This window comes from Phaeobacter sp. 11ANDIMAR09 (genome assembly GCF_001294455.1).
Classification (GTDB): Bacteria; Pseudomonadota; Alphaproteobacteria; order Rhodobacterales; family Rhodobacteraceae; genus Pseudophaeobacter.
The window spans coordinates 43096-63970 of sequence record NZ_LIKT01000003.1 but is presented as its reverse complement, the minus strand read 5'-3'; the positions used below and the strand labels follow the sequence as shown (position 1 = coordinate 63970).

At 57.0% G+C, this 20875-nt stretch carries 15 protein-coding genes and 1 riboswitch; of the genes, 13 read left to right on the top strand and 2 right to left on the bottom strand.

Annotated features, from left to right (window positions below; genetic code table 11):
* Positions 1-76 precede the first annotated feature (76 nt).
* The 3 genes from ftsY to AN476_RS03220 all read left to right on the top strand — a co-directional run bounded on the left by ftsY (position 77) and on the right by AN476_RS03220 (position 2824).
* Positions 77-1147, top strand: a complete 1071-nt coding sequence (ftsY, locus tag AN476_RS03230) for a signal recognition particle-docking protein FtsY (protein ID WP_054459541.1) — start codon at positions 77-79, stop codon at positions 1145-1147.
* A gap of 103 nt (positions 1148-1250) precedes the next feature.
* Positions 1251-2153 carry a DMT family transporter gene (locus tag AN476_RS03225; protein ID WP_054459540.1) on the top strand — a complete coding sequence of 301 codons (903 nt, stop codon included), beginning with the start codon at positions 1251-1253 and terminating at the stop codon, positions 2151-2153.
* Positions 2154-2203: 50 nt separating this feature from the next.
* Positions 2204-2824 (top strand): inner membrane-spanning protein YciB, encoded by a 621-nt coding sequence (locus tag AN476_RS03220; protein WP_054459539.1) that lies wholly within the window; start codon positions 2204-2206, stop codon positions 2822-2824.
* Between the two features lie 32 nt (positions 2825-2856).
* On the opposite strand, the gene AN476_RS03215 is transcribed toward AN476_RS03220, so the two are convergent.
* A complete protein-coding gene (locus tag AN476_RS03215; protein ID WP_054459716.1) occupies positions 2857-3555 on the bottom strand; it encodes a glutathione S-transferase N-terminal domain-containing protein in 699 nt (232 codons plus the stop codon).
* Positions 3556-3868: 313 nt separating this feature from the next.
* The gene (locus AN476_RS03210) at positions 3869-6211 is read right to left on the bottom strand and encodes a methyl-accepting chemotaxis protein (protein WP_083464219.1); all 2343 of its coding nucleotides are present in this window, start codon (positions 6209-6211) and stop codon (positions 3869-3871) included.
* Positions 6212-6881: 670 nt separating this feature from the next.
* Positions 6882-6960: riboswitch (SAM riboswitch) on the top strand.
* 60 nt (positions 6961-7020) lie between these two features.
* Between AN476_RS03210 and metZ the strand changes: the two genes are divergently transcribed.
* The 10 genes from metZ to AN476_RS03155 all read left to right on the top strand — a co-directional run bounded on the left by metZ (position 7021) and on the right by AN476_RS03155 (position 20875).
* Positions 7021-8211, top strand: a complete 1191-nt coding sequence (gene metZ, locus AN476_RS03200; protein WP_054459536.1) for an O-succinylhomoserine sulfhydrylase — start codon at positions 7021-7023, stop codon at positions 8209-8211.
* 176 nt (positions 8212-8387) lie between these two features.
* Positions 8388-9491, top strand: coding sequence for a GTP cyclohydrolase FolE2 (folE2, locus tag AN476_RS03195; protein WP_054459535.1), 1104 nt, complete (start codon positions 8388-8390; stop codon positions 9489-9491).
* Positions 9492-9597: 106 nt separating this feature from the next.
* Positions 9598-11046 (top strand): TrkH family potassium uptake protein, encoded by a 1449-nt coding sequence (locus AN476_RS03190; RefSeq protein ID WP_054459534.1) that lies wholly within the window; start codon positions 9598-9600, stop codon positions 11044-11046.
* A gap of 150 nt (positions 11047-11196) precedes the next feature.
* A complete protein-coding gene (locus tag AN476_RS03185) occupies positions 11197-12435 on the top strand; it encodes an aspartate kinase (RefSeq protein ID WP_054459533.1) in 1239 nt (412 codons plus the stop codon).
* 43 nt (positions 12436-12478) lie between these two features.
* Positions 12479-14719, top strand: a complete 2241-nt coding sequence (ptsP, locus tag AN476_RS03180; protein ID WP_054459532.1) for a phosphoenolpyruvate--protein phosphotransferase — start codon at positions 12479-12481, stop codon at positions 14717-14719.
* A 611-nt stretch (positions 14720-15330) separates the two neighbouring features.
* Complete coding sequence (locus AN476_RS03175; RefSeq protein ID WP_054459715.1) at positions 15331-17625, top strand: bifunctional salicylyl-CoA 5-hydroxylase/oxidoreductase; 2295 nt, start codon at positions 15331-15333, stop codon at positions 17623-17625.
* Entirely contained in the window at positions 17622-18377 is a 756-nt protein-coding gene (locus AN476_RS03170) for an SDR family NAD(P)-dependent oxidoreductase (RefSeq protein ID WP_054459531.1), read from the top strand. Before AN476_RS03175 ends, AN476_RS03170 begins: the two co-directional genes overlap by 4 nt.
* Positions 18374-18835, top strand: a complete 462-nt coding sequence (locus tag AN476_RS03165; protein WP_054459530.1) for a MarR family winged helix-turn-helix transcriptional regulator — start codon at positions 18374-18376, stop codon at positions 18833-18835. The genes AN476_RS03170 and AN476_RS03165 overlap by 4 nt, the downstream gene beginning before the upstream one ends.
* The gene (locus AN476_RS03160) at positions 18832-19635 is read left to right on the top strand and encodes an enoyl-CoA hydratase family protein (RefSeq protein ID WP_054459529.1); all 804 of its coding nucleotides are present in this window, start codon (positions 18832-18834) and stop codon (positions 19633-19635) included. Before AN476_RS03165 ends, AN476_RS03160 begins: the two co-directional genes overlap by 4 nt.
* A gap of 79 nt (positions 19636-19714) precedes the next feature.
* On the top strand, positions 19715-20875 hold the full coding sequence (locus tag AN476_RS03155) for an acyl-CoA dehydrogenase family protein (protein ID WP_054459528.1): 1161 nt from the start codon (positions 19715-19717) through the stop codon (positions 20873-20875).

Genomic DNA, 20875 nt, shown 5'->3' with positions numbered 1-20875 from the left:
CTGCGGCGCCTCATCTACTTTGCAACCCGGTGCAATCCGCATTAGGTGAAGGGGAAACCCTGTTGCGGAGGCCCTGATGGCGTTTTTCTCAAAGCTCAAGGAGCGCTTGTTCAAATCCTCGTCAAAACTGGACGAGGGGCTGGAGGCAATTGTTGATGAGGGTGGCGCGGCGGAGCCTGAAGTTGCTCAAACACCCACCCCGAATTCAGCACCCGCGCCTGCCGACAGTGAAACCGCTCCGGGCGCTGAGACGGCAAAACCCGCAGGCATTCTGGGGCGTCTCGTGGGGCGAGGCAACGGGTCTGAACAGCGCCGGACCTTGGATGACGATATGCTGGAGCAGCTCGAAGAGCTGCTGATTGCGGCGGATATGGGCGTTGATACGGCCCTGCGCGTCACCTCCAATATGGCCGAAGGACGTCTGGGTAAGAAGCTCTCGGCCCGCGAAATCAAGGCGTTGCTTGCTGCTGAGATTGCCCGGGTGATGGAAAACGTGGCCAAACCTCTTCCTCTCTATACCCATCGTCCGCAGGTGGTTCTGGTGGTCGGCGTCAATGGTTCGGGCAAGACCACCACCATCGGAAAACTGGCCAGTCAGTTCAAGGCGGCCGGGAAAAACGTGGTGATTGCTGCCGGCGACACCTTTCGCGCTGCCGCCGTCGAACAGCTTCAGGTTTGGGGGGACCGTGCCGGGGTGCCGGTGCTGACCGCTCCTGAAGGCTCCGACCCCGCCAGCCTGGCCTATGACGCGATGACCCGCGCCCAGGAAGAGGGGGCTGATCTGTTGATGATCGACACGGCGGGCCGGTTGCAAAATCGGGCTGACCTGATGGAAGAACTCTCCAAGATTATTCGCGTCATTCGTAAAAAGGACGAAACAGCCCCGCATAACACCCTGTTGGTGCTGGATGCCACCACGGGTCAGAACGCGCTCAGCCAGGTTGAAACCTTCCAGAAACTGGCCGATGTCTCTGGCTTGGTGATGACCAAGCTGGACGGCACGGCCAAAGGCGGTGTGCTGGTGGCACTGGCCGATAAATTTGCTCTGCCAATTCATGCCATCGGTATCGGCGAACAGATCGACGATCTGGCGCCCTTTGACCCAGAAGAATTTGCCGCTGCTCTGACAGGTCTCGACCAATCCTGATTGGGCAGCCGTCCCGCTTTCATTTGGCAAAAAATATCCTCCGGGGGTTTGGGGGTGGAAAACCCCCAATGCCCTGTCCTCAAAACCGAATCGAGCAACCCTGATGAGCGATTGGCTGATTTCCTTGGAAGGCACGGAGGCAGGCCATCAGGCGGCCCTGGTTCTGGCCCTGATGGCCGCCTTTTTGCATGCGATCTTTGGCGCGCTGCAAAAGGGGCGCCACGACCCCTGGCTGTCACGCGGCGCGATTGACGCCTCCTACGGTCTGATGGCGGCGCCTATTGCGCTCTTTGTGGTGCCCTGGCCCGAACCCCATATGTGGGTCATCTTTGCCGTGGTCTGGGTCATTCACGTGGCCTATAAGGTGTTGCAGGCGCTGGCCTATACCAAAGGCAGCTACACAGTGGTCTATCCCGTGGTGCGCGGCACCGGGCCACTGTTTACGGTGATCGGATCCTACTACCTATTTGGCGAGACCTTCTCGCTAGCGCAATGGGCCGGGGTGGGGGTGCTGATGGCCGGGATCTTTGGTCTGGCTGCCTATAACTATCGCTACCTGGAAACCCACCGCGAGACCCTGGGGCTGGCAATGTTTCTGGCGCTAATCACCGGGCTCTTTGTGGCGCTTTACACCACCTATGATGCCTATGGCATCCGCGCCACCGCCGATCCCTTCACCTTTCTTGCCTGGTTCTTCATGATCGATGGGTTGGCGATGCCGCCCTATGCTTACTTGCGCTGGCGCCGCATGGCGGAAAAGCCGGACCTGGGTCCCCTGATGCTCAAGGGCCTCTTTGGCGGGCTGGTTGCTTTTGCCTCCTTTGGCGCTGTGATGCTGGCCACTCGGCTCGATAAGGTGGGCGAGGCCGCGGTACTGCGCGAGACCTCCACCGTCTTTGCTGCTCTGATCGGTTGGCTGGTGCTGAAAGAGACCGTTGGCCCCCGACGTATCATCTTGATGGCTTTGATCGCGCTGGGCGCCGTGATAGTGGAGATGGGCGGCTGAAGCCCGCCCCCCCCATGCGCCCAATGCGGCACAGATCTACAGGAGACCCCATGACGCGCGACGCAAGTGCAGCCAAGAAGATCAATCCAACCCTGAAAATGGTCCTGGAGCTTGGCCCCGTTGTTCTGTTTTTTATCGGCTACCTCAAGCTGCGTGAAGAGGTCTTTCTGATCGCCGGGCAGGAATACAAAGGCTTCATTATCATCACCGCTGCCTTCATTCCTTTGATGGTTCTCTCCACCTTGGTGCTGTGGAAGCTCACCGGCCATCTGTCCAAGATGCAACTGGCGACGCTGGTGCTGGTGGTCTTTATGGGGGGGCTGTCTGTTTGGCTCAATGATGAGCGGTTTTTCAAGATGAAGCCGACGCTGATCTATCTGCTCTTTGGTGGCGCGCTGGCGGTTGGACTGATACGTGGCCAGAGCTACCTGAAACTGGTGATGGAAGAGCTGATGCCGCTGGAGCATGAGGGCTGGATGATCCTGACGCGGCGCATCTGCCTGTTTTTCCTTGGCCTGGCGCTGGCAAATGAGCTGATCTGGCGCCTGCTGAGCACCGATACATGGGTCTATTTCAAGACCTTTGGCCTGCCGGTGGCGATGTTTGCCTTTTTCATGTTTCAAGGCAAAGTGTTTCAGGAACATGGGCTACCGGACGAGGATGAGGCTTAATCTGTCTCAGTGAAGACTTAGGGGAGGCGGGGCTAGTGCCCCGTCGTGCCCTTGCCAAAAACAACCTCTTGCGCGCGACTGTCGGATCGGTCGCCGCGCCGCGCCGCTTCCAGGCTGCGCCCGGCGATCACGCCAGGACGGTCCCACAGCATATCCAGCCAGCGCGCCATATGGGGCTTGTCCTCCAGGCTCTGCTCCTGACCTTCCCAGAGCGAGGCCCAGGGCCAGATCGCCATATCGGCAATGGTGAAGCTGTCGCCAGCCACAAATTCGTTTTCTGCCAATTGTCGGTCCAAGATCCCGTATAGTCGCGCCACCTCGTTGCGGTAACGGTCCTTGGCATAGGGGATTGGATCTGGCGCGTATTTCAGAAAGTGATGCGCCTGACCGGCCATCGGGCCCAGGCCCCCCATCTGCCACATCAGCCATTGATCGACGCTCAGACGTTGGCGCGCATCGGTCCCGTAGAACTGCCCGGTCTTGCGCGCCAGATATTGCAGGATCGCACCGCTTTCAAACAACGAGACGGGTTGCCCAGCCGGACCATCGGGGTCGGTGATGGCAGGCATCCGGTTGTTGGGGGCGATCTTCAGAAACTCCGGGGCAAATTGATCACCTGCAGAGATATCAATCAGAGTGACCTCATAGGGCAGTCCCATTTCCTCCAGCGCGATGGAGATTTTCCAGCCATTTGGCGTGGGCCAGTAAAATAGCTCTATTGAATCCCGCATGATCGGCCCTTTGTAAAACCTGTCAGAAACACCTGCGCCGGATATCAGCATGAAGCCTGCGGGCAAGCAAGACTGGCGGGGCGGGAACTGCCGTTGCTCGCCAGTTTGTGAGCCCAGCCTTGCTAATCCGCTCTTGGCGTTGCCGGTCCTCTCTCGTGGGAGACTGCGAACTGAGCGTAGCTGCCGCGCCCAAAACGGCAGTTTGGATTGCGCTTAGGTCCAACTTGAGCCTGAGCAACCGATGGACCCGGCCCACAGGTTTAGGTCAATATCGGTTGCTCAGGGTTACGCGTCAGCGAGAGGATTTAGCGGATCAAAAATCTTGCCATTTTTCATTGCTGACCAATTTCATCTCAGGCTCGGCATAGTCTAGTTCTGGCTCTACTGGCAGGCCTTCGAGCGGCGATACGGGGTTCGAGAATTGGGCATTGGGCGGTGCTCCTGTTTCAGCAGTGGTATTGTCAGTCTTGAAAGCACTCACAAGCTGGTTGAGCTTTAGAGCGTCGGTACTGAGTAGGTGGCTGGAAGCTGTTGTTTCTTCCACCATTGCAGCATTGTCTTGGGTGACGTTGTCGAGCTGCGTTACACCGGTATTGATTTCGCTCAGCGCTGAGGCCTGCTCTTCGGAGGAACGGGCAATCTGTGTGACAAGGTCTGAGATATTGGTCACACGCTCGACAATAGCCTGGAGCGCCTGACCCGTGCGATCTACCAAATCAACGCCACGATCTACCTGGTGAGAGCTTTGTCCGATCAGTGTTTTGATCTCAAGGGCCGCATCAGAAGCGCGTTGCGCCAGGGCGCGCACTTCGGAAGCCACAACTGCAAACCCTTTGCCTGCTTCTCCTGCGCGGGCCGCTTCCACACCTGCGTTCAATGCCAAAAGATTGGTCTGAAACGCGATATCATCAATGACGCCGATAATTTGTTCAATATGCTTGGAAGAGGCCTCTATCTCATGCATCGCGGCAATTGTTTCACTGACCACTTTACCGCTTGCCTCTGCATCTTCTTTGGCATCCGCTGCGGCGGCTTCTACGGTGCGTACATTATCTGTCGCGGAACGCACACTTACGGTGATTTGCTCAATGGCAGCTGCAGTTTGCTCCAAGGTTGCTGCCTGACTTTCTGTCCGAGAAGAAAGCTCCTCTGCGGCGCTATAAATCTCTCCAGCCCCCTTTTGGATGCTAAATGCGGCATCTCCAACTTCAATGACAACTTTATTCAACCCGGTCATGGCATCATTGATGCTATAGCGAAGCTTTTTATGCTCGAACGGGAAAAACTCTGTTATCTGATTGCGAAAATCCCCCTGAGCTAGGCTCATAAGCGCGTCGCTCAACAATTCCACAACCCGTCGATTTCCCTTTTGCGTTTCTTCCTCTCGGAGCTGGGCTTCTGCGCCTTCCTGCAAACGGCTTTTGAAGGCTTCCAAGGTTTGTGCCATCTCGCCAATTTCGTCACCACTATCGGTTCCAGCTACGACTATGTCATAGTTTTCATTGGCAATGGCGCCTGTATCGCGCGCAAGCTGCACAAACCGTTTTGCAATCCATTTCCCAACGATCCAACAGGTCGCACAGAGCGCAAGAGCAGTCAGGACAAGGCCAAGGGCGGCTCCGAATTGTAGGTCGCGCTTCTCGGCTAGGGCCTCCTGTGCGGACTTCTCCAGAACAAGCCCCCAGCGTTCGCCGCTAGGCGTCATCACCGAGCTGGTGGCTGCCACAACCTCAGGTCCATTAAGTCCTGGGACATCAGTGAAGAACCGGTCTTCGCCGGCCTGTGCGGCCTGGAAGTGTTGCGTTTCATTTGCCGCTAGTTCGCTGGCGACATTTGTGTCTGTCGCAGACTGAGACAGGATGCGGCCATCCTCGCCGACAAGAATGACGCGCCCGGTTTCCCCCAGAAGTATGGAATCCGAAAGGATCTCGCTTATAACACCAAATGGCACCTGCAGCGCGACAACGCCTATACGGGTGCCGTCTTTGAAGACAGGCTTTGACAGAAACATGGCCGGTGCCCCTGCGCTGGGCGCATAGGGGGAAATCCCGGTCACATATACTTCGTCGATGCTGAGTTCGACGCCTTTTTGAAACACCTCTCCAAGACCAGAAGTGGCATATTGTCCGGAGAAAAAGTTTAGCCCAAAGTCATCTTCTTTGAAGACCGAATAGATGAGGTTCCCTGCCGTATCAAAAAGGAACAGGTCATAGTATCCATGCACGCGCTGAAAGGCCCTCAACCCCTCATGATGCTCTTGGTGAACCCTGCTCCAGTTTGAGCCATCACCAGCAATGACCAGTTCATCCTTCTCGCCATTTGGATGTGGGTTGCTGTGAATGTAGAGATCTCTTAGACGATCTGCGCCGCCATTTCCCAGCTCAACCCAGGCCGAAGTGAAGTCGGTAATGGCGTCTCTGATCGCAACATTGGCCGCGAGTGCAGAGACATCGTCTTCAATTGTTTTCATCCAATGCGAGAGTGCCGCTGTGCGTTCCTTGATAACCGTGGTGTAGGTTTCCTGATTCTGGGCATTCAAAACTTTTGAAAACTGCCAGAATTGAACTAAGCCTGCCAATGCAATGAAACATAAGGCCGGCAATGTAATAAAAAGCGGTAGCTTTTTGGATAGACTCATTTTTCTTGCAGGTTTCATGTCACCAAACACCTCATTAACATGTGAAAACTCAAAGCAACCAAAGCGGTCTTGTTTTTCACTTTACAACCAGGAGGTTTTATTTTTGTAAATCGAAAGCTGAATGGGGGAGCCGTGGCAATTGATCCGCTTGTGAATATTGGGAAAATAAATCGGGACCCGTTCCAAAACGTCTGTAGGGTCGTTTGGTGTTTTGAAATCCTGTACCAACTTTGATCAATGATCGCTTATGGGAGAGACGTTCAGATCCTGTGATCTGTGGGATTGGTGCAGTACCGCCTGATGCGATCGGCCTGAAGAGGCTGAGCGCAGCCCTACAGAAGCATTCTATGCCGCGTGCCGGCTTTGGGATTGCCTCAGATATGGGAGGCCAGACCGACTATGCGGAGGGTCATCTGCTGATTTGCATGGTGGCGCAGAGCCGAATGGGCTTGATTGATTTCTGACTTGCGTTGACGTGACATGTTGCCGTATTGCGAACAGATTCGATCAGTTCTCCTGACTGAGCACTCCTGGAATATCGTTTTGGGGAGGCCTTGCGCGCTGAAAGGCTGCCTGCGGAACTTACCCGTGCAGAGGTTTGGAGCTGAGAGACAAAACACTATTGATAGGGCTTCTCCGTGTTTCTCTAAGCCTGTAGAAATGGTGTTTTAATTTTTCCAAAGGAAGCTTCTTTGGACGTGGTAGATTTGTAACCGGATTGCGGGCCACGCAAAATATCCCGCTAAAGAGGTCAGGATGTGAAGGACCCCCTTTCGCTTGGCCGGACGGGGGTTTTTTGTTGCGCCAAGCGCGCAGGAGGACATGAGATGAGTGAAAGCTGGAATAACCGCACCAAGCTGGTGCATGGCGGCACCCGCCGCAGCCAGTACAACGAGGTAAGCGAGGCGATTTTCCTGACCCAGGGATTTGTCTACGACAGTGCCGAGCAGGCGGAAGCCCGGTTCATCGAAACCGCGCCCGATGAGTTTATCTATGCGCGCTATGGCAATCCCACGGTGGCTATGTTCGAAGAGCGTATTGCCCTGCTGGAAGGCGCCGAAGATGCCTTTGCCACAGCCTCGGGCATGGCGGCGGTCAGCGGCGCGCTGACCTCTCTTCTCAAGGCCGGTGATCACGTGGTCTCAGCTAAGGCGCTGTTTGGATCCTGTCTGTATATTCTGGAAAACATTCTGACCCGCTATGGTGTCGAAGTCACCTTTGTGGATGGGACGGATCTGGAGCAATGGCGCGCAGCCATGCGTCCCGACACCAAAGCGGTGTTCTTTGAAAGCATGTCAAATCCAACCCTGGAAGTGATCGACATCACCGCCGTCTCTGCCATCGCGCATGAAGTCGGCGCGACAGTTGTGGTGGACAATGTCTTCTCCACGCCGGTTTTTTCCAAGGCGATTGAACAGGGCGCAGATGTGGTGGTTTATTCTGCGACCAAACATATCGACGGTCAGGGCCGGGTTCTCGGCGGTGTGGTGCTGGGCACCATGGATTTCATCCGGGGCACGCTGGAACCCTATATGAAACATACCGGCGGCTCGCTCAGCCCCTTTAATGCCTGGATGCTGCTCAAAGGTTTGGAAACCATTGATCTGCGGGTCAAGGCGCAGGCCGACACCGCCTTGCAGATCGCCACGGCGCTGCAAGGTCATGACGCTTTGGAGCGCACGATCTATCCGGGTCTTGCTGATCATGCGCAGAATGCGCTGGTGCAAAGCCAGCTGGGTGGCCGGGGCGGCACGGTGCTGTCCCTGGACCTGAAGGGGGGCAAAGAGGCGGCCTTCCGTTTCCTCAATGCGCTGACCATTCCGGTGATCTCGAACAATCTGGGCGACGCAAAATCCATTGCCACCCACCCGGCAACCACCACGCATCAAAGGCTCTCTGATGAGCTGAAGGCGGAGCTGGGCATTACAGCTGGTTTGGTCCGTTTCTCGGTTGGGTTGGAAGACAGCGATGACCTGATTGCCGATTTGAAACAGGCCCTGGCAGCCGCGCAGGGCTAGGCTCCGGCCTTGCCCTGTTGCCTGACCCAAGGGCAGAGGCCCGGATTGGATGTTTTCGTCCGATCCGGGCTGAAACCTGCCGTATTTGATTGATCCGTTTTGAGTTTTGCACCGTAAAGCTCTAAAGAAGTTGAACGTCGTCCCTGCAGGGCGGCGCTACCGGAGTGCATTTAGCCATGAACATCCCAACGCGTGATCTGTCCGAAGCTCCCGATCGTCAAGCGGCCGAAGCGGCTCTGGCCCTGCTGCGGCACTGGGCCAAAACTGCGGACCCGACCGAGATAGCGCAATTAGATCCGGCTGTTGCGCGTCTGTTGCCCGGGCGTGAGGTAGGGAATTATCCGGAGTTGTCGCGCGATTACCCACAGGACTTTGTCTCGGATGAGGCCTATCGCGCCACGCTGCCGGACCTGCAAAACGGACCGGCCAGCCTTATTCGCGGGGCCAAGGAGCAGATCCAACACGTCGGGATTTCCAATTTTCGCCTGCCGATCCGCTTTCACACCCGTGATGATGGCGACCTGACGCTGGAGACTTCGGTCACCGGCTCTGTCAGCCTGGAGGCGGACAAAAAGGGCATCAACATGTCCCGGATCATGCGCTCCTTTTACAAACATGCCGAAAAAACCTTTAGTTTCGAGGTGATGGAGGCGGCTCTCAGCGATTACCTCACAGATCTGGAGAGCATGGATGCGCGCCTTCAGATGCGGTTTTCCTTCCCGGTGCGGATTGAAAGCCTGCGCTCAGGGCTCTCTGGCTACCAGTATTATGATTTCGCGCTGGAGCTGGTGCAGTCCGAAGGTCAGCGCCACAAGGTGATGCATCTGGACTATGTTTATTCTTCGACCTGTCCCTGTTCATTGGAGCTGAGCGAGCATGCCCGCCAGGCACGCGGTCAATTGGCGACGCCACATTCGCAGCGCTCGGTGGCGCGGATTTCGGTCTCGGTCGATCCCGATGGTGATTGCCTGTGGTTTGAAGACCTGATCGAGCATTGCCGCGGCGCGGTGCCGACTGAGACCCAGGTGATGGTCAAGCGCGAAGACGAGCAGGCCTTTGCTGAATTGAACGCCGCCAACCCGATCTTTGTCGAAGATGCGGCGCGGCTGTTTTGCGAAGCCTTGCAGAAGGATGCCCGAATCAGGGATTTCCGGGTGGTGGCCAGCCATCAAGAAAGCCTGCACAGCCATGATGCCATCAGCATCCTGACCCAAGGCCCGCTATTTGCCAGCAAAAGCCTGGATCCGCGTCTGTTCTCTACCCTGATCCACCAGGGCTGAGCAGCAGCCTTGGTGGGGGTAAACCGTTGTTTGCCGGGCACGTCAGTGTGGCCCTGACCGGGGATTGGCTTGACAGTTTCTGCTCGGAGGGCCAACGCTCCCCCCCATGTTGGATTTTCGACCTGTTGGATATGTGATCGGCCTGCTGGTTGTGATTCTGGGCGCCATGATGGTGTTCCCCTTTCTTGCTGACCTCATAGAGGGGCGGGGAGAATGGCCGGTGTTTCTGGAAAGCGGCATCATAACCATGCTGGCGGGGGCGCTTCTGGCGCTGAGCTGCGGCAGTGGCAATCATCAGGGTCTGACCATTCAGCAGACCTTTTTGCTGACCACCTTTGTCTGGGTGGCGCTGCCGATTTTTGGCGCTTTGCCGCTGATGCTTGGGGTGACTGAGCTCAGCTTTACGGATGCGTTTTTTGAGGCCATGTCGGGGCTGACGACCACCGGATCAACGGTTATTTCGGGCCTGGATGATCTGCCAAAGGGGCTGCTTTTGTGGCGTGGTATTCTGCAATGGCTGGGCGGCATTGGCATCATTGTTGTTGCCATGGTTTTCCTGCCGGAGTTGCGGGTTGGCGGTATGCAGATCTTCAAATCCGAAAGCTTTGATACCTTTGGGAAAATCCTGCCGCGTGCCCAGGCAATCGCCAAACAGATCTCGCTCATCTATGTGGGGCTGACCCTGATGTGCATGCTGGTCTATCTGATGCTGGGGCTTGGCGGCTTTGACGCATTGGTCCATGCGATGACCACCATCGCCACAGGTGGGTTTTCCAACTATGACGCCTCCTTTGGGGCCTTCAGCGGTCAGGCAGAATATGCGGCATCAATCTTCATGATCCTCGCGGCATTGCCTTTTGTACGCTACGTGCAGCTGGTCAACGGCCAGACCTTGCCGATGTTTCGCGATAGCCAGATCCGGACCTTTCTGGGTACGCTTGGGCTCTTGGTGCTGGTCACGGCCGGGGTGCTCTACTTTGTCTTGCCTCATTCCCCCGAGCAGGCGCTGCGCCAGTCGCTGTTTAACATCACCTCCATTATGTCGGGCACGGGCTATGCCAGCACCGATTACATGCAATGGGGTAGCTTTCTGGTGATGGTGTTTTTCTTCATCGGGATGATCGGTGGGTGCGCCGGGTCAACCGCCTGTTCGATCAAGATCTTTCGCTATCAGCTGCTCTTTGCCTCGATTCGGGTGCAGATCCAGCGGATTCGCTCGCCCCATGGCGTCTTTGTGCCCCGATTTGAGGGGCGGCCTGTGGGGCAGGACGTACTGAGCTCGGTGATCTCCTTCTTTATGTTCTTCATTGTGACCATGGGCATCGTTGCCTGGGCCCTGGCACTGACGGGGCTGGATTTCATCACCGCAATTTCCGGCGCAGCCACCGCTGTCGCCAATGTGGGCCCCGGACTTGGCGAAACCATCGGTCCCGCCGGGAACTTTGCCTCGTTGAACGATGCCGCCAAATGGATCCTCAGCAGCGCGATGTTGATCGGACGGTTGGAGCTGATGGCGGTCTATGCCATTCTCACGGTCCGGTTCTGGCGCGCCTGATCCTAGGCTCACATTGCAATACAACACTGCGGCAGATCGTCTGGCCTGGGCCCTGGACGTGTATCGCTACAATCCCCGGCCTTGCCCTCAAAACCGCTTCCGCCTATGACGCTGTGATCGGAAACAGCGAGCGCACGGAGACTTTCGCCCATGCCCGTTCTAGTAATGAAATTCGGCGGCACCTCGGTCGCCAACCTCGACCGGATCCGGCGCGCTGCCAAGCGCGTTGGTGTCGAAGTGGCCAAGGGCTATGACGTCATCGTCATCGTCTCTGCCATGTCGGGCAAGACCAATGAAATGGTTGGCTGGGTCAATGAGACCTCGCCAATGTTTGACGCGCGCGAATATGATGCGGTGGTCTCCTCTGGCGAAAACGTCACCGCCGGGTTGATGGCACTGACGCTGCAGGAAATGGATGTGCCTGCGCGCAGCTGGCAGGGCTGGCAAGTGCCGCTGAAGACAACCAGCGCCCATAGCCAGGCCAGGATCGAAGAGATCCCGCCGGAAAACATCAATGCCAAGTTTGCTGAAGGCATGCGCGTGGCGGTGGTTGCCGGGTTCCAGGGCATTAGCCCCGAAGGCCGCATTACCACGCTGGGCCGCGGAGGCTCTGATACCACAGCTGTTGCTTTTGCGGCGGCTTTTGAGGCCGAGCGCTGTGATATTTATACAGATGTAGACGGGGTCTATACCACGGATCCGCGCATCTGCGACAAGGCGCGCAAGCTCGACAAGATCGCATTTGAAGAAATGCTGGAGCTGGCTTCGCTTGGGGCCAAGGTGCTGCAGACCCGTTCGGTGGAACTGGCCATGCGCTACAAGGTGAAACTGCGCGTTCTCTCTAGCTTTGAAGAACAATCCGACGAGGCCGGAACACTGGTCTGCGACGAGGAGGAAATCATGGAATCCAATGTAGTGGCCGGTGTGGCCTATTCCCGCGACGAAGCCAAGATGACCCTGATGTCGGTTGCTGACCGCCCAGGCATCGCGGCGATCATCTTTAATGCGCTGTCTGATGGCGGGGTGAATGTCGATATGATCGTGCAGAACATCTCGGAAGATGGCCGCACGGATATGACCTTCTCTTGTCCCACGGATCAGGTGGCCCGTGCCGAAAAGGCGCTGCTGGGCATCAAGGAAGAGGGCGAGCTGAACTACGCGGAATTGGTCGCCGACAAGGATGTTGCCAAGGTCTCAGTTGTGGGTATCGGCATGCGGTCGCAGTCTGGCGTTGCGGCCAAGATGTTCAAAGTGCTCTCGGATGAGGGGATCAACATCAAGGTCATTACAACCTCAGAGATAAAGATTTCCGTGCTTGTAGATCGGAAATACATGGAACTTGCTGTGCAAGCACTGCATGATGCTTTTGAATTGGACAAGGTTGCCTGATCTATCGGGCTGCCTGCCACAAAAATAAATGTGAACAGGGCCCATGGTCGAAGCAACTGAATCTGAAAGCCGCAAGCTACTTGGTCGCCTGCGAGAGGCGATGGCTGGGGAAGACCCCGGCCAGGCCCGTTTGGACAAGATCACCCATCTGATCGGGGACAGCATGGGGACCGAGGTCTGCTCGGTCTACCTGTTCCGCGACGAGGACACGCTCGAACTCTGTGCCAGCGAAGGCCTGAACGTCGAATCCGTGCACCAAACCCGGATGCGCATCGGCGAAGGCCTGGTGGGGCGGGTGGCCAAGTTTGGCAAGGTGATCAATACGCCTGACGCCCCAAATGCCAAGGGGTTCCGCTATATGCCGGAAACCGGCGAGGAGCGGTTCTCCTCCTTCCTGGGGATACCGATCCAGCGGCTGGGCGAAATGCTGGGCGTCCTGGTTGTTCAGTCCAAAGATGCGCGCGAATTTTCTGCCGATGCGGTCTATGCGCTGGAGGTGGTTGCTATGGTCATCGCCGAGATGACCGAGCTTGGCGCTTTTGTTGGGGAAGGCGCGGCGCTGTCGCCCCTGCACCAACAGCCCGTTTTACTGCCCGCGACCTCGGCCCAGGAGGGCGCCGCAGAGGGGCATGTCTGGCTGCATGAACCACGTGTTCTGGTCACCAACCCGATTGCGGATGATCCGGATAGAGAGCTGGAGCGCCTGAATGAGGCGGTGGAACAGCTGCGTGTCGGCGTCGACAAGATGCTCGAGATCTCGCAGAACGGCGATAAGGAACAGCTACAGGTCCTTGAGGCCTATCGTATGTTTGCCAATTCCAAAGGCTGGATGCGGCGCATGGAAGAAGACATTGCCCGGGGCTTGAGTGCCGAGGCTGCCGTTGAAAAAGAGCAGTCTCAGGCGCGCGCAAGGCTCTCGCAGGTGCAGGATGCCTATCTGCGCGAGCGGCTCAGCGACCTGGACGACCTGTCCAATCGTCTGCTGCGCATTCTGACCGGGCAGGGGGCTGAAACCGGGGCGGAATTGCCAGATGATCCCATTTTGGTCGCCCGCAATATCGGACCTGCAGAGCTGTTGGAATATGGACGCAATCTCAAAGGCATCGTGCTCGAGGAGGGCTCGGTGGGCTCCCACGCAGCCATCGTGGCCAGAGCTCTGGCAATCCCCCTGGTGGTACATGCAAAACGCATCACCAATGAGGCGTTGAACGGCGACCATATCATGGTGGACGGCGAGCAGGGGGTTGTGCATCTGCGCCCCGACGACAGCGTTGTTAGCGCCTTCCGTGACAAGATCGCCATGTTGGCCCAGGCGCAGGAACGCTATGTTTCGATCCGCGACAAGGATGCGGTGACGCTTGATGGACAAAAAATCAACCTGGTGATGAATGCGGGTCTGATGGCCGATTTGCCCTCGCTGGAAAACTCCGGTGCCGAAGGCGTTGGTCTGTTTCGCACCGAGCTCCAGTTCCTGGTGCGCAATCAGATGCCACGCCGTTCAGAGCTGGTTGCGCTTTACAAACGGGTCTTGGATGCGGCCCAGGGAAAGCGCGTTGTCTTTCGAACTTTGGATATTGGGTCAGATAAAGTTCTGCCCTATATGAAGCCAAATGACGAGCCAAACCCAGCCCTGGGCTGGCGCGCTATCAGGGTGGGCTTGGACAAGCCGGGCATTATGCGGATGCAGTTGCAGGCATTGATGCGCGCAGCTGAAGGTCGGCCGCTGACCGTGATGTTTCCTTTCGTGGCGCAGGCCGAAGAGTTTCGTGCCGCCCGCAATGAGGTGAACAAGACGCTGGAGCGTGAACGCATTCTGGGGCATGTCCTGCCTGAAAGCCTGGACATCGGAGCCATGCTCGAAACCCCATCGCTGGCTTTTGCGCCGCAAAAGTTCTTTGATGAGGTTGGATTTATCTCTATTGGGGGCAATGATCTAAAGCAGTTCTTCTTTGCTGCCGATCGCGAGAACGAGCGTGTACGCAAGCGCTATGACAGCCTGAATGTCAGCTTCCTCAGCTTTATCGAGCAAATTGTTGAGCGTTGTTCCCTGTCGCAGACCCCGTTGAGTTTTTGTGGCGAAGATGCCGGACGGCCCATCGAGGCCGTCTGTCTTGCCGCGATGGGGATGCGCACGCTGTCGATGCGACCTGCTTCAATTGGCCCGGTTAAGTCTTTGTTAATGAGGGTTAACTTGGAAGACTTGCGGAGGGTCATTTTTGAATCACGACACCGTGGAGACCAATCGGTCCGCGAGGCTGTGATGCGCTATTTGCGCGAGATCTAATCCCTTAGCCTCGGTTTAATCAATTTGCGTGACGCTGGGCCTGCCTCAACATATTTGGGCGGGGCTATACACGTGTCCCGGGTGAATTCCTGTAGGAAACACTGGATTAGAGCGCCTTTTCTTGCAGTTCTCACGAAAATTTATTGTCTTTTTTCGTAATTTTTCCGAAAAATTCTACCGAAAATCTAGGATAATTGTCTATTTTCAATAATTTTTAGGTTTTCGGGTGGATTCTTTTTGACAACATCTATCTCCGTGCGACAGAGGTGGAAAATGACCGGGTTTTTGATGAATGTTAGGGCAAGATTGGGGGGGCTCCTGCGGGGGCTGCGGCTTCATCTATCTTTTTACGCCTTACCTCTCCACAAGGTTACCCACAGAGCTTTGCGCTTTAAAGATTTGTTAAAATTAGTTAAATTTGATTGTCCAGAAGTTTTGATTTGCAATTGTCCCAGATCCCTTTGGCTTGTCCATCTCCAGTTCGACGCAGAGATCAAAGCGGCGATAGGGGGGAGGTGAGCTCAAAAACTTCAAGTATGAAACTTTAAACTTGAAAGTTTCTCATGCTCTCTTATCTTGACCCCATATTTTGGTTTCAGGGGGCAAGGGTCATGAAAGTTGCATGTTTGGGTGGGGGGCCAGCCGGGCTCTATTTTGCAATCTCAATGAAGCTTCGGCTGCCGGAGGCCGACGTGACGGTGTTTGAGCAAAACAAGGCTGACGATACTTTTGGGTGGGGGGTTGTCTTGTCTGATGATGCCCTAGAGAATCTAAGCCAAAACGACCCAGAAACCGCCTTGGCGATCAAGGAAAGTTTTGCCTATTGGGATGATATCGCAGTGGTTCAAGACGGGGTGAGGACTGTCTCACAGGGTCATGGTTTTGCAGGCATTGGCCGTAAGAAGATGCTGTTGATCCTGCAGGAACGCGCCCGCGAACTTGGGGTGGATCTGCGCTTTGAGTCCCGGGCCAAGCCAGCCTCGGCCTATCAGAAAGACTACGATATCGTGGTGGGATGTGACGGCTTGAACTCTGCAGTCCGCAGCGAGTTTGCCGATCATTTCAAACCGAATATCGACGTACGCCCCTGCAAGTTCATCTGGCTGGGAACCCATCAGAAGTTTGATGACGCTTTTACCTTTGTATTTGAAAAAACCAAACATGGCTGGGTCTGGATTCATGCCTATCAGTTCGATGAAGACACCGCGACGGTGATCGTTGAATGCTCGGGCGAGACCTGGGAGCGCTGGGGTTTTGAAGATATGTCTAAGGAGGAGATCATTCGCACCTGCGAGGAGATCTTTGCCGATCATCTGGGCGGCCATGCGTTGATGTCAAATGCCGACCACCTGCGCGGATCGGCTGTCTGGATCAATTTCCCACGGGTGCTTTGTGACAAGTGGCATCATGAAAATGTTGTCCTGCTGGGCGATGCTTCTGCAACGGCGCATTTCTCGATTGGGTCGGGGTCACGACTGGCCTTTGACAGTGCCATTGCCCTGGCCGAGCTGATCTCAACAGAACCCAGTTTGGAGCGCGCCTTTGAGCGATATCAGGAGGAACGCCGCCTGGATGTGCTGCGCCTGCAATCGGCGGCGCGCAACTCGCTGGAGTGGTTTGAGGATGTTGAACGCTATCTTGGCATGGATCCAGTGCAGTTCAACTATTCGCTGCTCACCCGCAGTCAACGGATCTCTCATGAGAACCTGCGTTTGCGCGATCCAGAATGGTTGGCTTCGGCTGAAAAATGGTTTCAGGAACAGGCTGGAGCGCCGGAAACTGCCCCAGTTCGCCCGCCGATGTTTGCTCCCTATCAATTGCGTGACATGGTTTTGCAGAACCGTATCGTTGTCTCGCCTATGGCGCAGTACAAGGCTGTGGATGGCTGTCCGAATGATTGGCATTTGATTCATTATGGCGAGCGGGCCAAGGGCGGGGCCGGGCTGGTTTACACGGAAATGACTTGTGTCAGTCCCACAGGGCGGATCACACCCGGATGTCCTGGGCTTTATGCGCCAGAGCATGAGCAGGCCTGGAAGCGTTTGGTGGATTTTGTGCATCAGGAGACAGGCGCCAAGATCTGCTGTCAAATCGGTCATGCAGGGCGCAAGGGCTCTACACAGGTTGGCTGGGAGAAAATGGACGCGCCGCTGGCGAGCGGGAATTGGGATCTGGTTTCGGCGTCACCTCTGCCTTGGTCGCCGGAGAATGCCACCCCGCGCGAAATCACCCTGGCGGAAATGGCTGAGATCAAGGGCGAATTTGCCGCCGCTGCCGAGATGGCGGCGCGCAGTGGCTTTGACATGATCGAACTTCATGCGGCGCATGGGTATTTGATCTCCTCTTTCATTTCGCCCAAATCGAACATTCGCACAGATTCCTATGGTGGATCTTTGGAAAATCGGATGCGCTACCCATTGGAAGTTTTTGCTGCCATGCGAGCAGCCTGGCCTGCGGAAAAGCCCATGTCGGTGCGGATCTCTGCGACCGATTGGCTGGGCGAAGATGGTGTCACGCCAGAAGACGCGGTGGAGATCGCGCGGGCCTTTTCTGAAGCAGGTGTTGATATCATTGATGTGTCGGCGGGGCAGACCTCGGTCGAGGGCCAGCCGGTCTATGGGCGGATGTTTCAGACGCCGTTTTCGGACCGCATTCGCAACGAAGCAGGTCTGGCGACTATGGCGGTTGGCAATATCTACGAGGCGGATCATGCCAATTCCATCCTGATGGCGGGGCGCGCGGATCTGGTTTGCGTCGGGCGACCACATCTGGCGGATCCTTACTGGGCCTTGCATGAAGCCAGCAAAATTGGCGATCGCCACGCAGACTGGCCGCTGCCCTATCAGGCCGGGCGGGACCAGGCCTGGCGTTTGGCAGATCGCGAAGCCGAGGTGATCCGGGCATGAGCTTTGACGGAAAACATGTTGTGATTACAGGCGGGGGCTCTGGACTGGGCGCAGAGCTCGCCCGGCAATTTTCGACGCAGGGCGCGCGAGTGACCATACTTGGCCGTCGGCTGGAGGCTCTGCAGGAGGTTGCGACCGAGACCGGAGCACTGCCGCTGACCTGTGATGTGACAGAGCGGGACAGTCTGGATCTGGCAATTGCAAAGGCCCGCGCGGCGCAAGGCACTGTGGATATCGCTCTGGCCAACGCAGGGGCTGCGCCCTCCAAGGCCTTTGAACAGATGGAGGTATCTGATTTTTCCGATGCCCTCGGGGTCAACCTGCTGGGGGTCTTCAATCTGTGGCAGGCCTGTCTCCCTGGCATGAAGGCTGCTGGCTGGGGCCGTTTGATTGCTGTTGCCTCGACCGCTGGCCTGAAGGGATATCCCTATGTCTCAGGATATTGTGCTGCAAAACATGGGGTGCTTGGGCTAACACGTGCCCTTTCGGTTGAAATGGCGAGAACCGGCGTGACAGTGAATGCCCTTTGCCCGGGCTTTATTGAGACACCATTGCTTGAAAACTCTCTGGAGCTGATCGTGGCAAAAACGGGCCTGTCGCGCGAGCAGGCTGCAAAATCCCTGCGCCGGGGTAATCCTCAGGATCGCTTTATTCAGCCCGGTGAGGTCGCTGCCGCAGCGCTGTGGCTGGCGGGGGAGGCGACAGGATCGGTGAACGGCGCAGCGCTGCCCATTTCTGGAGGTGAAATTTGAGCGATACGGATATCTCGAAAGACCGGTTGCGGCTCTGGCTGCGGCTTTTGAAGGCAAGCCGCAGCGTTGAGAGCGCGCTGCGCGAGAACCTGCGGCGGGAGTTTGCGACCACCTTACCCCGGTTTGACGTCATGGCGGCGCTGTCGCAGCATGGGGCGGGGCTGAAGATGAGTGAGTTGTCCAGCGTGCTAAAAGTTTCCAACGGCAATGTCACCGGCATTGTCGAGCGGCTGGTCGAAGACGGCCATGTGCTGCGCGAAAAAGTGCCGGGTGACCGCCGCGCCAGTCGGGTGCGGCTCACCCCGGAGGGGGAAGCAGAGTTTGGCCGCCAGGCTGCGGCGCATGAAGCCTGGATTGACGAAATTTTTGCCGCTTTGGCGCCCGAGGCGGCCCAGAGCATGGCCGTGGCCCTGGATGCGGTGGCGCGGCGATTGGACAATGAGGACGAGGCGCAATGACACAGATCGACACCAAATACTTTCTTTGCCGGGTGGAAGACGGGATTGCCACCGTCTCCCTGGATCGGCCAGAGCGCAAAAACCCGCTGACCTTTGACAGCTACGGTGAGCTGCGGGATTGGTTTCGTGCCCTGCATTATGATGATGAGATCAAAGCCGTGGTCTTTGCCTCCAATGGTGGCAACTTCAGCTCGGGCGGTGATGTGCATGATATCATTGGCCCGCTGACCAAGATGAGCATGAAGGAACTGCTGGCCTTTACCCGTATGACCGGGGATCTGGTCAAGGCGATTGTGAATTGCGGAAAGCCGGTGATTGCGGCGATTGATGGCATCTGTGTGGGTGCAGGCGCAATTATAGCCATGGCATCAGACCTGCGGATTGCCACGCCAGACGCCAAGACGGCCTTTTTGTTCACCCGCGTTGGCCTGGCGGGCTGCGACATGGGCGCCTGTGCCATCCTGCCCCGGATCATCGGCCAGGGTCGTGCGGCAGAGCTGCTCTATACCGGGCGCTCGATGAGTGCAGAAGAAGGTGTGGCCTGGGGCTTTCATAACCGGCTGGTGGCGGCCTCGGACCTGGAGGCTGAGGCACAGGCATTGGCGGCGCGTATCGCTGCAGGGCCGAATTTTGGCAATATGATGACCAAGACCATGTTGGCGCAGGAGTGGTCAATGTCGATCGAGCAGGCCATCGAGGCCGAAGCCCAGGCGCAGGCGATCTGCATGCAGACGGCTGATTTTGAGCGCGCCTATCATGCCTTTGTGAATAAGGAAAAGCCGGTTTTTCAAGGCGATTGAGCCGCCAGAGTGTCGTTTGAGGCATCGGGGGATGCCTCCGGCGGGAATATTTGCGGAAAGATGATACTGGGAGGGAAAGATGGCAGATCGAAGCTATTTGAGCTGGCCGTTCTTTGAGGAACGGCATCGCGAGCTGGCTGATGCGCTGGAGGTTTGGGCTGGGCAACATCTGGGTGGCATTGATCACGGCGATGTGGATGCGGCCTGCCGCAGCCTGGTTGCCGCCTTAGGCGCGGGTGGCTGGACGCAGCTCAGCGGTGCAATGGCGGGGGAAACCCTGGATGTGCGCAGCCTTTGCCTGATCCGGGAAACTCTGGCCCGCCATGATGGCCTGGCTGATTTTGCCTTTGCCATGCAGGGGTTGGGCACCGGGGCGATCTCATTGTTTGGCTCACCAGCCCAGCAGGCGGAATGGCTGCCATTGACCCGCAGTGGTCAGGCGATTTCTGCTTTTGCTCTGACTGAGCCTCAATCAGGATCGGATGTGGCCAATTCAACCATGACAGCCTCGCTTGAGGGCGACCATTATGTGTTGAATGGAGAAAAGACCTGGATTTCCAATGGCGGCATTGCCGATGTCTATACGCTGTTTGCCCGCACTGGAGAGGCGCCAGGGGCCAAAGGGCTGTCGGCGTTTATTGTGCCCGCAGGTCTGCCAGGATTCGAAGTTGTGGAACGTCAGCAGGTGATTGCCCCACACCCTCTGGCCACCCTGCGCTTCACTGATTGCCGGATCCCCAAATCGGCTCTTATCGGACTGCCCGGCGCGGGCTTCAAAATTGCCATGTCGGTGCTGGATGTGTTCCGCTCTACCGTGGCGGCAGCGGCGCTAGGCTTTGCGCGTCGAGCGCTGGATGAGGCCCTGGAGCGGGTCACGAGTCGGCAGGTGCAGGGGGCGCCGCTGTTTGAGTTGCAGATGGTCCAGGGCCACATCGCTGATATGGCGCTGGATGTGGATGCCGCTGCATTATTGGTTTACCGCGCGGCCTGGGCCAAGGACAGCGGCGCGGCGCGGGTGACCCGCGAGGCGGCCATGGCCAAATTGTTTTCCACCGATCAGGCGCAGCAGGTTATCGACAAGGCAGTGCAGCTGCATGGCGGTGATGGGGTGCGCCATGGCCAGAAGGTCGAGGAGCTATATCGCGACATTCGGGCTCTGCGCATCTATGAGGGAGCCTCGGATGTGCAGCGGGTGGTGATTGCGCGGCAGACCCTTGGCGCATTTCAGGGGGGCAGGTGA

Bases quoted from the DNA above. Each gene is read 5' to 3' on its own strand.
- ftsY (WP_054459541.1), top strand. From the start codon at position 77: ATGGCGTTTTTCTCAAAGCTCAAGGAGCGCTTGTTCAAATCCTCGTCA.
- AN476_RS03225 (WP_054459540.1), top strand. From the start codon at position 1,251: ATGAGCGATTGGCTGATTTCCTTGGAAGGCACGGAGGCAGGCCATCAG.
- AN476_RS03220 (WP_054459539.1), top strand. From the start codon at position 2,204: ATGACGCGCGACGCAAGTGCAGCCAAGAAGATCAATCCAACCCTGAAA.
- AN476_RS03215 (WP_054459716.1), bottom strand. From the start codon at position 3,555: ATGCGGGATTCAATAGAGCTATTTTACTGGCCCACGCCAAATGGCTGG.
- AN476_RS03210 (WP_083464219.1), bottom strand. From the start codon at position 6,211: ATGAAACCTGCAAGAAAAATGAGTCTATCCAAAAAGCTACCGCTTTTT.
- metZ (WP_054459536.1), top strand. From the start codon at position 7,021: ATGAGTGAAAGCTGGAATAACCGCACCAAGCTGGTGCATGGCGGCACC.
- folE2 (WP_054459535.1), top strand. From the start codon at position 8,388: ATGAACATCCCAACGCGTGATCTGTCCGAAGCTCCCGATCGTCAAGCG.
- AN476_RS03190 (WP_054459534.1), top strand. From the start codon at position 9,598: ATGTTGGATTTTCGACCTGTTGGATATGTGATCGGCCTGCTGGTTGTG.
- AN476_RS03185 (WP_054459533.1), top strand. From the start codon at position 11,197: ATGCCCGTTCTAGTAATGAAATTCGGCGGCACCTCGGTCGCCAACCTC.
- ptsP (WP_054459532.1), top strand. From the start codon at position 12,479: ATGGTCGAAGCAACTGAATCTGAAAGCCGCAAGCTACTTGGTCGCCTG.
- AN476_RS03175 (WP_054459715.1), top strand. From the start codon at position 15,331: ATGAAAGTTGCATGTTTGGGTGGGGGGCCAGCCGGGCTCTATTTTGCA.
- AN476_RS03170 (WP_054459531.1), top strand. From the start codon at position 17,622: ATGAGCTTTGACGGAAAACATGTTGTGATTACAGGCGGGGGCTCTGGA.
- AN476_RS03160 (WP_054459529.1), top strand. From the start codon at position 18,832: ATGACACAGATCGACACCAAATACTTTCTTTGCCGGGTGGAAGACGGG.
- AN476_RS03155 (WP_054459528.1), top strand. From the start codon at position 19,715: ATGGCAGATCGAAGCTATTTGAGCTGGCCGTTCTTTGAGGAACGGCAT.